The 12,535-nt window shown below is 64.9% G+C and carries 10 protein-coding genes; 4 read left to right on the top strand and 6 right to left on the bottom strand.

All coding sequences use genetic code 11. The features are described from left to right. Positions 1-30: 30 nt before the first annotated feature. From ABQE93_RS26170 to canA, 5 genes are all read right to left on the bottom strand, one after another. Positions 31-1,248, bottom strand: a complete 1,218-nt coding sequence (locus tag ABQE93_RS26170; protein ID WP_010950518.1) for an alpha/beta hydrolase-fold protein — start codon at positions 1,246-1,248, stop codon at positions 31-33. Positions 1,249-1,305: 57 nt separating this feature from the next. Further along, entirely contained in the window at positions 1,306-1,791 is a 486-nt protein-coding gene (locus ABQE93_RS26175) for an Rrf2 family transcriptional regulator (RefSeq protein ID WP_003406624.1), read from the bottom strand. A gap of 53 nt (positions 1,792-1,844) precedes the next feature. Beyond that, positions 1,845-3,689, bottom strand: coding sequence for a sulfate adenylyltransferase subunit CysN (gene cysC, locus ABQE93_RS26180; protein WP_448438082.1), 1,845 nt, complete (start codon positions 3,687-3,689; stop codon positions 1,845-1,847). Continuing rightward, the gene (gene cysD / locus ABQE93_RS26185) at positions 3,689-4,687 is read right to left on the bottom strand and encodes a sulfate adenylyltransferase subunit CysD (protein WP_003406618.1); all 999 of its coding nucleotides are present in this window, start codon (positions 4,685-4,687) and stop codon (positions 3,689-3,691) included. Before cysD ends, cysC begins: the two co-directional genes overlap by 1 nt. A gap of 93 nt (positions 4,688-4,780) precedes the next feature. After that, on the bottom strand, positions 4,781-5,272 hold the full coding sequence (canA, locus tag ABQE93_RS26190; RefSeq protein ID WP_003406616.1) for a beta-carbonic anhydrase CanA: 492 nt from the start codon (positions 5,270-5,272) through the stop codon (positions 4,781-4,783). Between the two features lie 206 nt (positions 5,273-5,478). Between canA and ABQE93_RS26195 the strand changes: the two genes are divergently transcribed. Genes ABQE93_RS26195 through oppA form a run of 4 tightly spaced genes read left to right on the top strand, consistent with a single transcriptional unit; the run spans position 5,479 to position 10,931 of the window. Continuing rightward, positions 5,479-6,456 (top strand): oligopeptide ABC transporter permease OppB, encoded by a 978-nt coding sequence (locus ABQE93_RS26195; RefSeq protein ID WP_003406613.1) that lies wholly within the window; start codon positions 5,479-5,481, stop codon positions 6,454-6,456. Further along, positions 6,453-7,328, top strand: a complete 876-nt coding sequence (locus ABQE93_RS26200; RefSeq protein ID WP_003406607.1) for an oligopeptide ABC transporter permease OppC — start codon at positions 6,453-6,455, stop codon at positions 7,326-7,328. The genes ABQE93_RS26195 and ABQE93_RS26200 overlap by 4 nt, the downstream gene beginning before the upstream one ends. Beyond that, positions 7,325-9,163 carry an oligopeptide ABC transporter ATP-binding protein OppD gene (locus ABQE93_RS26205; protein WP_003406602.1) on the top strand — a complete coding sequence of 613 codons (1,839 nt, stop codon included), beginning with the start codon at positions 7,325-7,327 and terminating at the stop codon, positions 9,161-9,163. Before ABQE93_RS26200 ends, ABQE93_RS26205 begins: the two co-directional genes overlap by 4 nt. Next, entirely contained in the window at positions 9,156-10,931 is a 1,776-nt protein-coding gene (gene oppA, locus ABQE93_RS26210; protein WP_003900310.1) for an oligopeptide ABC transporter substrate-binding protein OppA, read from the top strand. The genes ABQE93_RS26205 and oppA overlap by 8 nt, the downstream gene beginning before the upstream one ends. A 16-nt stretch (positions 10,932-10,947) precedes the next feature. Here the strand turns inward: oppA and ABQE93_RS26215 are convergent, their stop codons facing one another. Further along, a complete protein-coding gene (locus tag ABQE93_RS26215) occupies positions 10,948-12,534 on the bottom strand; it encodes a GMC family oxidoreductase (RefSeq protein ID WP_003406598.1) in 1,587 nt (528 codons plus the stop codon). Position 12,535 lies beyond the last annotated feature (1 nt).

Consider the following 12,535-nt stretch of genomic DNA (forward strand, 5'->3'; position numbering starts at 1 on the left):
CCACCTGCCCGCGGGGTATACGTGGTGCGGCTAATCGGCGCGTTCTGCGGCCGCCCCGATGCTCGCGGGGCGCAGCCGGGCGACGATGCCGTCGAGGTCGAGACGGAACATGTCGGGCCGGAAGACGTGACCGCCAGGCACCTCGTGCGATTCATGCGGGATGCCGGCGTTGCTGAGGCGTTCGCGGAACTCCCTCTGCCCGGCTAGCACCTGGGTCTCGTTCACGCTGTCGAACCAGTTGGCCGGGTCCGGACTGGTGCCGGCGACCAGGAAGATCCGCTTGTTGCGGTAGCTGTCGATACGCTCGACCGGGTTGTCGGCGCTGACCCTAGCTTGGTCCCAGAGCGGCGCGCCGTAAACCGTGCCGCCGCCTAGATCCAGCACCGCCGAGGACAGGTTTGCCCAATGCACTACCAGGCCGAAGTCGCGGCGCAGACTTGCCGGTCCGGAGTGGCTGCTCGCCGACGCGAAGTGGCCGTAGTACTTTGCTGCGTACTTCAGCGCGCCGAAGCCACCCATCGAAAACCCGGCGACCGCGCGGCCGTCGTATTCGGCGTAGGTTCGGAAGTTCGCCTCGATCCAGGGGAGCAGCTGGGCGATGTGGAATGTCTCCCAGTTCCGTGGGCCGACGAACGAGCTGACCGGGTTGGAATACCAGCCCGCGTGCCCGCCGTCGGGCATCACGATGATGATCGGCTTTCCGGCGGTCAGGTCGCGGATGCCCAGAAAGTCGAACGTGCGGAAATCCTGGTCGGTGCCGCCGCCGTGGAACAGGTAGAGGACGGGATAGGTGCGTCCGCTGGTGCGGTAGTCATCGGGAAGCAGGACGTTGACTCCGGGGTTCCAGCCGATCGCGGAGGTCTGGAACCGGTAGTACCACAGGCGGGGATCGTTCTCGTTGCGGTCCACGATCCTTAGGCCGAACCCGTCGCTACGCCCGATGAATATGACCAGTACCTGCCCGACGTCGATGACGCCAGGATCGGCGATGCCATTGACGGCGGCGATAAGCGGATATAGGGAGGCGTCGCCATAGAAGCGCGCAGCCAATGCCGACAGCGTGTCCCCGGCAACAACGGTGTATCGCGTGAAGTCAGGCATAATCAGCCGCTGCCCCACATTGACGACGTCGGGATCGGCGATCCCGCTGGCGGCGGCGATCAGCCGATACAGTTCCGCGTCGCCATAGAAGCGCAACGCCAACGCCGACAGCGTCTCCCCCGCGACAACCGCATGTGTGCTGACCATTCGTTGACTCCTTCGGTTGCACCTGGCTCAGGCAGGCCCTGCCGATGGCTCTGGCGGCTAGTCACCATGGCGCGAGGCGCCGTGCCGCGTGCTCTCCTGCGCGCGATAGTCGTCGGCGAGCTGGGCGACGTGCTCGGGCAGCGCGCCACCGGCAACGTCAGCCAGCGTGGTCTCCTCCAGCACCGACCGCATACTGGCGCGCAGCGCGCGCCAAACGTCGGTCAGCGCGGTAGTGGGGCCCGAGTAGGGCAGGTCGCCAAGTCCGATATCGCGGACACTAGCCAGCGGTCCGTCGATGCAGCGCAATACGTCGGCGATGCTGATCTCGGTGCCCGGACGCGCCAATTCATAACCACCCTCGCGACCGCGGTGGCTTCGCACCAGGCGGTCGGTGCGCAGGTTGGTCAGGATATCGACGAGAAACTGCGGTGGTATGCCTTGGGCCGCAGCCAGATCGTCGGTCTTGACCACGGTGCCACTGGCGGCCGTGGCGAGCTGGACCATCGCCCGCACCGCGTACTCCGCCTTAGCTGACATCCGCATGCTTCAGGATTGTGCCACCCGCTTGCCAGGGACAGCAGAGCAACCAGGCCGGCCTAAGACGATGACTCCAACAGGTCGATAACCTCCTGCGCCTGCTCGTCTATGCTGCGATCCGGCGTAAGCCGTAGGTCTGGGTTCTTGGGCCGCTGATATGGGCTGTCGATCCCGGTGAAGTGCGTGATCTCACCCGCACGCGCTTTGGCGTACAACCCTTTGGGATCACGCCTCTCACAGTCCTGCAGCGGGGTGTCACAGAACACCTCGAAAAAGTCGATTCCCGCATCAGCGTGCACTTTACGAGCCAGGGCACGGTGCTCAGCAAGGGGGCTGATCGCCGGCACCAGCACCAGGTGGCCACAATCGGCGAGCAGTGTGGCCACATGCGACAGCCGGCGCAGGTTCTCCGCGCGGTCGGCCATGGAAAAGCCCAGGTCGGCGTTGAGGCCATGCCGTAGGTTGTCGCCGTCCAGAACGTAAGCGGAGATGCCCTTTTCGAGTAGCTTCCGCTCAACCAGCATGGCCACCGACGACTTGCCGGAGCCGGACAGTCCGGTAAACCACACCGTCTTGCCCCTGGGCGGCCGATCTTGCGCAGTGACGAGCGATCTGTGCCGCACCGTGTTCGGGCTAGGCGTGCGGGCCGAGACGTCGCGTAACACCATGCCCGCCGCCACCGTTCCGTTGGTGTCGGGGTCAATGAGGATGAACGAGCCGATGCTAGCGTTGCGGGTGTACTCGTCAAGCAGCAACGGCACCTGGGTGCGCAGCGAAACACGGCCCAGTTCGTTGAGTTTCAACGCCGTTGCGGTCTTGTCGCGATGCAGGGTGTTGACATCGAGCCGGTAATCCAGCCCGGCTATCCTCGCGCGGACGGTTCGGGTGGTGTGCTTGACAACGTAGTCGCGGCCGGGCTCTAGCACCGCGTTGTCGGCCATCCAGCACACGGTCGCGTCGAATTCTTGTGTGATCCTGGGCTGGTTGTGGGTGCGAGCGATCATGTCACCACGCGAGATATCGATGTCGTCGGCGAGCCGCACCGAAACCGCCATCGGCGGAAACGCTTCTGCCACCGGGCCGTTCGGGCCGTCGATCGCGGTGATCCGGGTGGTCTTACCGATCGGCAGCACGACAACTTCGTCGCCTGAACGCATTACCCCACTGGCCACGGTGCCCGCGTAGCTGCGGTGGTCTTGATGCTCGAGGGTGTGCGGCCGGATGACGTACTGGACCGGGAATCGCACGTCGACCATGTTGCGGTCACCGGCGATGTAGACGTCTTCGAGATGCGACAGCAGCGACGGTCCCTCGTACCAGGGCGTCTGGTCGGATTTGGTCACCACGTTGTCGCCGTGCAGCGCGGAGATTGGGATGGAGGTGACGTCCTGCACGTCGAGGCGGGCCGCGAAGGCGTGGAATTCGTCTCGAATCGCGTCGAATTTCTCTTGGTCCCAGCCAAGCAAGTCCATCTTGTTGACCGCGAGCACCAGGTGGCGGATGCCCAGCAGCGACGCCATGAAGGCGTGCCGGCGGGATTGCTCCAGCAAGCCGTGCCGGGCATCCACCAGTACGATCACCAGTTGGGCGGTGGACGCACCGGTCACCATGTTGCGGGTGTATTGGATGTGTCCCGGGGTGTCGGCAATGATGAATTTCCGCTTGGGAGTGGCGAAGTAGCGGTAGGCAACGTCGATGGTGATGCCCTGTTCCCGCTCGGCCCGCAGGCCGTCGGTGACCAGAGCCAGGTCGGTGTAGTCGTGGCCCCGGTCCTTGGACGTTTGCTCCACCGACGCCCACTGGTCTTCCATCACAGCCTTGGAGTCGTAGAGTAGCCGCCCAATCAGCGTGGACTTGCCATCGTCGACGGAACCCGCTGTCGCCAGCCGCAATAGCGTCGTCATCAGAAGTATCCCTGCCGCTTGCGGTCTTCCATTCCAGCCTCCGAGATCCGGTCGTCAGCCCTGGTCGCCCCGCGCTCCGTCAAGCGGGCCACCGCAGTTTCGGCGATGACTTCCGCGACCGTCGATGCCGACGACTCGACGCACCCGGTGCAGGTAACATCCCCGACGGTGCGGAATCGCACCGTGGCCTCGAACACCGGCTCGTCGGCTCGCGGTTGCATGTGCCGGTGCACGGCCAGCAACATGCCGTCGCGCTGAAACACCTTGCGCCGGTGGGCGAAATAGATGGACGGCAGCCTGACCTGCTCGGCGCCGATGTAGGACCAGATGTCGAATTCGGTCCAGTTGGACAGCGGGAAGACCCGGATGTGCTCGCCCTTGTGGTGCCGTCCGTTGTAGAGGTTCCACAGTTCCGGCCGCTGAGCCTTCGGGTCCCACTGGCCGAACTCGTCGCGGAAGCTGAACACCCGCTCCTTGGCGCGGGCCTTCTCCTCGTCGCGCCGGGCTCCCCCGAATGCCGCGTCGAATTGGTTCTCCCGGATGGCCCGCAGCAGCGTCACGGTCTGTATCGGATTTCGCGACGGGATGGTCTCGACGACCCGACCGGCATCGATATCGTCCTGCACCGACGCCACCACCAGCCGCACCCCGGCCGCGGCGACCAACTCGTCTCGGGTAGCGATAACTTCGTCGAAGTTGTGACCGGTGTCGACGTGCATGACCGGGAACGGCAGTCGCCCGGGCCGAAACGCCTTCAGCGCCAGGTGCAGCATGACGATGGAGTCCTTGCCCCCCGAGAACAACAGCACTGGCCGCTCGAACTCGGCGGCCACCTCCCGGATGACGTGGATGGCTTCGGCCTCCAGCAAGCGCAGATGGCTCAGTTGGTACTGGCCGGGTGCGGGGCCCACCGTCACATCGCTGGTCATGGCTTCCTGTTCCACGTCCTCATACCTGATAAATCCGGTAGGATTGACCATATTTATGGTTATTGCCATCTATGCAACCAGGCTTCCCTATCGCTGTCAACGCAGCCCCATCTCGGCGGGCTGCCGGTGCGCCAGTGCGCCCTAGGCTGACGGCTCGGGCTGCTAGGGCGTGACCTCGTTGAGTTTGCCGGTGGCGACATCGAAGACGAAGCCGCGCAGCGACGTGTGCTTGGTGACGAACGGGTTGACCTCGATGCGGCGCAGCGACTGACGGACGTCCTCGACGGCGTCGGGGTACGACTCGGGCGACCACGTGGGTCTGATGCCGGTCTCGTCCTGGATGGCGCGCTTGAAGTCGTCGTCGGTGAAAGTCAGCATCCCACAGTCGGTGTGGTGCAGCAGGATGATTTCGCGGGTTCCCAGCAGCCGCTGGCTGATGGCCAGTGAACGGATCACATCGTCGGTGACCACGCATCCGGCGTTGCGGATGACGTGTGCCTCGCCCTCCTTGATGCCCAGCATGCGGTAGACGTCCAGCCGGGCGTCCATGCACGCCACGATTGCGATGTGTTTGCTCGGCGGCATCGGTAGCGGGCCCTTGAAACCGCTCGCGTAGTCCACGTTGTTGGCCAGGTAGTCGTCGGTAACCGTCACGCGGGCCTCCTCGGGTATCGCGGTGTGGACTTTGCTACTCAGATCGACGCCGCGGTGAATTTTAACAACCGGTTACCCAGTTTTCACGCATCAGAATCGGCCCGAGCGGAACCATCCGGATCACGGGTGACCCCATCAACCGGCGCGCTGGCGGCACGCCATCGCCGGGCTCGCTACCCTGTCCCAATGCGACGCGGTGGTTGGGCATGACGCGCTATCTGGCCCGCCGGTTGCTCAACTACCTGGTGCTGCTGGCGCTGGCGTCGTTTTTGACGTACTGCCTGACCTCGCTGGCGTTCTCGCCGCTGGAAAGCCTGATGCAACGCAGTCCGCGCCCACCGCAAGCGGTTATCGATGCCAAGGCACACGATCTCGGCTTGGACAGACCCATACTGGCCCGCTACGCCAACTGGGTATCGCATGCCGTCCGTGGCGACTTCGGAACCACCATCACCGGCCAGCCTGTCGGTACCGAACTGGGGCGCCGGATCGGAGTCAGCCTGCGGCTGCTGGTCGTTGGATCGGTATTCGGCACGGTGGCCGGTGTGGTGATCGGGGCGTGGGGTGCCATCCGGCAGTACCGGCTCAGCGACCGCGTCATGACCACGCTGGCGCTGCTGGTGTTGAGCACACCGACGTTTGTGGTGGCCAACCTGTTGATCCTGGGCGCCCTGCGGGTCAACTGGGCAGTGGGCATCCAGCTTTTCGACTACACCGGGGAGACGTCACCCGGCGTTGCCGGCGGGGTGTGGGATCGGCTAGGCGACCGGTTGCAGCATTTGATCCTGCCATCGCTGACGTTGGCGCTGGCGGCCGCCGCCGGGTTCAGCCGCTACCAGCGCAACGCGATGCTGGATGTCCTCGGCCAGGATTTCATTCGCACCGCCCGCGCCAAGGGGCTGACCCGACGACGGGCCCTACTCAAGCATGGCCTGCGAACGGCGCTAATACCGATGGCCACGCTGTTCGCCTACGGGGTGGCCGGGTTGGTCACCGGAGCGGTTTTCGTCGAGAAGATCTTCGGCTGGCACGGCATGGGTGAATGGATGGTCCGCGGTATCTCGACTCAGGACACCAACATCGTCGCGGCAATTACCGTGTTCTCCGGCGCGGTCGTGTTGCTGGCCGGTTTGCTCTCGGACGTGATCTACGCGGCTTTGGACCCGAGGGTACGGGTGTCATGACGGAATTCGCCTCGCGGCGCACCCTAGTGGTGCGCAGGTTCCTACGCAATCGGGCCGCGGTGGCGTCGCTGGCGGCGCTGCTCCTGCTGTTCGTCAGCGCTTATGCGCTGCCCCCACTATTGCCCTACTCCTACGACGACCTTGATTTCAACGCATTGCTGCAGCCGCCGGGCACCAAGCACTGGCTGGGCACTAACGCGCTGGGCCAAGATCTGCTGGCGCAGACGCTGCGTGGCATGCAGAAGTCGATGCTGATTGGTGTTTGCGTTGCGGTGATCTCGACTGGTATCGCTGCCACGGTTGGAGCGATCTCGGGATATTTCGGCGGCTGGCGGGACCGGACACTGATGTGGGTGGTCGATCTGCTGCTAGTAGTGCCCAGCTTCATCCTGATCGCCATCGTTACCCCGCGAACCAAGAACTCGGCAAACATCATGTTTCTTGTCTTGTTGTTGGCCGGCTTCGGCTGGATGATCAGCTCTCGCATGGTGCGCGGGATGACGATGAGCTTGCGAGAACGCGAATTCATCAGGGCCGCACGATATATGGGTGTCTCCAGCCGCCGGATCATCGTCGGCCATGTGGTGCCCAACGTCGCATCCATCTTGATCATCGACGCCGCCCTCAATGTTGCCGCCGCCATCCTGGCCGAAACCGGGTTGAGCTTCCTTGGTTTCGGTATTCAACCGCCGGATGTGTCGCTGGGCACCCTGATCGCCGACGGCACCGCATCCGCGACCGCGTTCCCGTGGGTGTTCTTGTTTCCCGCCAGTATCCTGGTGTTGATTCTGGTGTGCGCCAACCTGACCGGCGATGGCCTGCGCGACGCGCTGGACCCAGCCAGCAGATCCCTGCGCCGTGGTGTGCGATGAGCCCCCTGCTCGAGGTGACCGATTTGGCCGTCACCTTCAGGACCGATGGCGATCCGGTGACCGCGGTGCGCGGGATCAGCTACCGCGTCGAGCCCGGCGAGGTGGTCGCGATGGTGGGCGAATCGGGTTCAGGTAAGTCCGCAGCGGCGATGGCGGTGGTGGGCCTGCTGCCCGAGTACGCGCAGGTGCGTGGTTCGGTTCGGCTACAGGGTACCGAACTGTTGGGGCTTGCCGACAACGCGATGTCCCGGTTTCGAGGCAAGGCGATCGGCACGGTGTTCCAGGATCCGATGTCTGCGCTCACCCCTGTCTACACCGTCGGCGACCAAATCGCCGAGGCCATCGAGGTGCACCAGCCCCGTGTTGGCAAGAAGGCCGCTCGTCGGCGTGCGGTGGAACTGCTTGACCTGGTCGGTATTTCGCAGCCGCAGCGGCGTTCCCGTGCGTTTCCGCATGAGCTTTCAGGTGGCGAACGCCAACGCGTGGTGATCGCCATCGCGATCGCCAACGATCCCGACCTGTTGATCTGCGACGAACCGACCACGGCGCTCGACGTCACGGTGCAGGCGCAGATCCTCGACGTCCTCAAGGCGGCGCGCGACGTCACCGGCGCCGGGGTGCTGATCATCACCCACGACCTCGGCGTCGTGGCCGAGTTCGCCGACCGGGCGCTGGTGATGTACGCCGGACGGGTCGTCGAGTCGGCCGGGGTGAATGATCTGTACCGCGATCGCCGGATGCCCTACACCGTGGGGCTTTTAGGCTCGGTCCCCCGGCTGGATGCCGCGCAGGGCACCCGGCTGGTGCCGATACCGGGTGCGCCCCCGTCGCTGGCGGGCTTGGCACCGGGTTGCCCGTTCGCGCCGCGCTGCCCGCTAGTCATCGACGAATGCCTTACCGCGGAACCCGAATTGCTTGACGTCGCTACCGATCACCGGGCGGCCTGCATCCGCACCGAGCTGGTCACCGGGCGCAGCGCCGCCGACATCTACCGGGTCAAAACCGAGGCCCGCCCGGCTGCACTCGGCGACGCCTCGGTGGTCGTGCGGGTACGTCATCTAGTCAAAACCTACCGGCTGGCCAAGGGCGTGGTGCTGCGCCGGGCGATCGGCGAGGTCCGCGCGGTCGACGGCATCAGTCTCGAACTCCGGCAGGGCCGCACGTTGGGTATCGTCGGCGAATCCGGTTCGGGCAAGTCGACCACCCTGCACGAGATCCTGGAGCTGGCTGCGCCGCAATCGGGATCGATCGAAGTCCTCGGCACTGACGTCGCCACGCTGGGGACAGCGGAACGCCGATCGCTGCGCCGCGACATCCAGGTGGTCTTCCAAGACCCGGTGGCGTCCTTAGACCCGCGGCTGCCGGTCTTCGATCTGATTGCCGAACCATTGCAGGCCAATGGGTTCGGCAAGAACGAGACTCACGCGCGGGTCGCCGAGCTGCTCGATATCGTCGGACTGCGCCACGGCGACGCCAGTCGTTATCCCGCCGAGTTCTCCGGCGGTCAGAAGCAGCGCATCGGCATCGCGCGGGCACTGGCGCTCCAACCCAAGATCCTGGCACTCGACGAACCGGTGTCGGCACTCGATGTCTCCATTCAGGCCGGGATCATCAACCTGCTGCTCGACCTCCAAGAGCAGTTCGGGTTGTCATATTTATTTGTTTCCCACGATCTTTCGGTGGTCAAACACCTCGCCCACCAGGTGGCGGTCATGCTTGCCGGTACCGTTGTTGAGCAGGGCGACAGTGAGGAGGTCTTCGGCAATCCGAAACACGAGTACACCAGGCGACTGCTGGGCGCGGTACCGCAACCGGATCCGGCCCGTCGTGGCTGACCGTGGCCAGCGACGAGGCTGCGCCCCGGGCATCGCGTCTGCGCTCAGGGCGTCGTTTCAGGGGAAATCCAGACCCTGGACGCAGACTCGATATTGGGCTTTCGCGTTATTAACACCGCTCGTCGTGGCTATGGTGCTCACCGGATGCTCGGCCTCCGGTACCCAACTCGAACTCGCGCCCACTGCGGACCGCAGGGCCGCGGTTGGCACCACCAGCGACATCAATCAGCAGGATCCCGCCACGTTGCAAGACGGCGGCAATCTTCGCCTGTCGCTCACCGACTTTCCGCCCAACTTCAACATCTTGCACATCGACGGCAACAACGCCGAGGTCGCGGCGATGATGAAAGCCACCTTGCCGCGCGCGTTCATCATCGGACCGGACGGCTCGACGACGGTCGACACCAACTACTTCACCAGCATCGAGCTGACCAGGACCGCCCCGCAGGTGGTCACCTACACCATCAATCCCGAGGCGGTGTGGTCCGACGGGACCCCGATCACCTGGCGGGACATCGCCAGCCAGATTCATGCGATCAGCGGCGCCGACAAGGCATTCGAGATCGCTTCTAGCAGCGGCGCCGAGCGTGTGGCGTCGGTAACCAGAGGGGTCGACGACCGGCAGGCCGTGGTGACGTTCGCCAAGCCGTACGCGGAGTGGCGCGGTATGTTCGCGGGCAACGGCATGCTGCTGCCGGCCAGTATGACCGCCACACCCGAGGCATTCAATAAGGGTCAACTCGATGGGCCCGGTCCGTCGGCGGGTCCGTTCGTCGTGTCTGCCCTGGACCGCACCGCGCAGCGAATCGTGTTGACCCGTAACCCGAGATGGTGGGGGGCACGGCCACGCCTGGACAGCATCACATACCTGGTGCTCGATGATGCCGCCCGGCTGCCGGCGCTGCAGAACAACACAATCGACGCCACCGGCGTCGGCACACTGGACCAGCTGACCATCGCGGCGCGCACCAAGGGCATCTCGATCCGGCGCGCCCCCGGGCCCAGCTGGTATCACTTCACCCTCAACGGTGCGCCTGGGTCGATCCTCGCCGACAAGGCGCTGCGCCTGGCGATCGCCAAGGGCATCGACCGATACACCATCGCCAGGGTCGCCCAATACGGCCTCACCAGCGACCCGGTGCCACTGAACAACCACGTCTTCGTCGCCGGCCAAGACGGCTACCAGGACAACAGCGGCGTTGTCGCCTACAACCCGGAACAAGCGAAACGGGAGCTGGACGCCCTGGGCTGGAGGCGAAGCGGCGCGTTCCGGGAGAAGGACGGTCGCCAGCTCGTCATCCGCGATCTGTTCTACGACGCACAAAGCACCCGGCAGTTCGCCCAGATCGCCCAACACACCCTGGCGCAGATCGGCGTCAAACTCGAACTTCAGGCCAAGTCCGGCAGCGGTTTCTTCAGCGACTACGTCAACGTGGGGGCTTTCGACATCGCACAGTTCGGCTGGGTGGGCGACGCGTTTCCGCTGTCATCGCTCACCCAGATCTACGCTTCGGACGGGGAAAGCAACTTCGGCAAGATCGGTAGCCCGCAAATCGACGCCGCGATCGAGCGAACGCTGGCAGAACTCGATCCCGGCAAGGCGAGGGCCTTGGCCAACCAGGTCGACGAGCTGATCTGGGCCGAAGGATTCAGCCTGCCGCTTACCCAGTCGCCCGGCACCGTTGCGGTCCGCAGCACGCTGGCCAACTTCGGCGCGACGGGTCTGGCAGACCTGGACTACACCGCCATCGGGTTCATGCGACGCTGAGCCGGCGGCGACCAGCTCAGCTGCGGATTAAGTCGGCGGCCTTCTCCCCGATCAGCACCGACGGCGCATGCGTATGCCCACGAACCGTGCTGGGCATCACCGACGCGTCGGCGACGCGGAGTCCGTCGACACCGCGGACCCGCAGCTGCGGATCCACCACGCTGGCCTCGTCGCTGCCCATGCGGCAGGTGCCCATCGGGTGGTACAGGGTGTGCGAACAAGTGGCCAGCGCCAACTCGAGAGTGGCCTCGTCCAGCTCGGTGCTGTTGCGCGGTCGCGCGATGGACCCAAGGAGATCTCTGAGCGGGCGGGCCTGCGCGATCCGCGCGCATATCCGCAGGCCCGCCATCATGGCGGCCCGGTCTACGCCACCGAGATCGGACAGGTAACGCGGTTCGATGACAGGCTTGGCATGCGGATCGGCGGACCGCAGCGTGATCTGGCCACGGCTTTGCGGCGCGACCAGAATCGGGCCGAATACCACACCGTGACCAGCCGGTGGAACCAGCGCTTCGTCGTAAAACGGCGCCGGGGCAAAAATCAACTCCAAATCGGGCAGCTTCAGTTCGGGTCGGCTGCGGACAAATCCGTACGCCTCGCCGACGTTGGAGGTGAGCATGCCGCGGCGTCGCAGTAAGTAGCTGATCAACTGGCCGGGCTTCTCGGCGGCAAACAAGCTGTCCTTTTCGACGTCGAAACCCAGCACCGTGACGAGATGATCGAGCAGGTTGCACCCGACCTCGGGCGCGTGGTAAACGGTGTCGATGTCGTGTTCGGCGAGGTGGTCGCGGTCGCCGATGCCGGAGAGCATCAGCAGCTGAGGGCTGTTGACGGCACCAGCGCAGAGCACCACCTCGCGGCGGGCGTAGACGATGCGGGTTTGACCGTCGCTTTGGTATTCCACGCCGACGGCCCGGTCGCCGTCGATGACCACCCGGGTAGCAGTGGCGCCGGTAAGCACACGGAGGTTTTTACGGCGCATCGCGGGCTTCAGATAGGCGTCGGCAGTACTGAATCGAGCACCGCGGCGCTGGGTGACGACGGTCTCGCAAAAGCCTTCCGGTCGAGGGGAATTCGGCCGCGCAGCGGCAAATCCGCACTCACGTGCGGCTGCCAGCCACGCTGCGGTCACCGATCTTGGGCTGCGTTGCCGGGAAATATGCAACGGACCGGTTACTCCGCTGTCGTCACCGCTGACAAAGTGCCAGGCAGCGGTGACGTTCTCGATGCGGCGAAAGTAGCCGAGCACGTCGGCGTACGACCACCGCGGACCGGCTCGCGCGGCCCACTCATCGTAGTCTGATGCGAATCCACGCACCCACATCATTGCGTTCATGGACGACGAGCCACCGAGCACCTTGCCACGAGGCCAATAGATTTCGCGGCCGTCGAGCTCCGGCTGCGGTTCGGTTAGGTAATCCCAGTCGATCTCGCTGCGGAACAGCTTGGAAAACGCCGCTGGGACGCCGATGAATCTGTTCTTGTCACGCGGCCCCGCCTCCAGGGCCACCACCGTCGTGGCCGGATCGGTGCTAAGCCGGCTGGCCACAACCGCCCCGGCTGAGCCGGTACCGACCACGACGTAGTCGCTCTGAGTGTCCATC

Source organism: Mycolicibacterium sp. XJ662, assembly GCF_053484035.1.

What these genes read in the sequence shown, in the direction of transcription:
- ABQE93_RS26170 (WP_010950518.1), bottom strand. Translation starts at nt 1,248, where the DNA reads ATGGTCAGCACACATGCGGTTGTCGCGGGGGAGACGCTGTCGGCGTTG.
- ABQE93_RS26175 (WP_003406624.1), bottom strand. Translation starts at nt 1,791, where the DNA reads ATGCGGATGTCAGCTAAGGCGGAGTACGCGGTGCGGGCGATGGTCCAG.
- cysC (WP_448438082.1), bottom strand. Translation starts at nt 3,689, where the DNA reads ATGACGACGCTATTGCGGCTGGCGACAGCGGGTTCCGTCGACGATGGC.
- cysD (WP_003406618.1), bottom strand. Translation starts at nt 4,687, where the DNA reads ATGGCAATAACCATAAATATGGTCAATCCTACCGGATTTATCAGGTAT.
- ABQE93_RS26195 (WP_003406613.1), top strand. Translation starts at nt 5,479, where the DNA reads ATGACGCGCTATCTGGCCCGCCGGTTGCTCAACTACCTGGTGCTGCTG.
- ABQE93_RS26200 (WP_003406607.1), top strand. Translation starts at nt 6,453, where the DNA reads ATGACGGAATTCGCCTCGCGGCGCACCCTAGTGGTGCGCAGGTTCCTA.
- ABQE93_RS26205 (WP_003406602.1), top strand. Translation starts at nt 7,325, where the DNA reads ATGAGCCCCCTGCTCGAGGTGACCGATTTGGCCGTCACCTTCAGGACC.
- ABQE93_RS26215 (WP_003406598.1), bottom strand. Translation starts at nt 12,534, where the DNA reads ATGGACACTCAGAGCGACTACGTCGTGGTCGGTACCGGCTCAGCCGGG.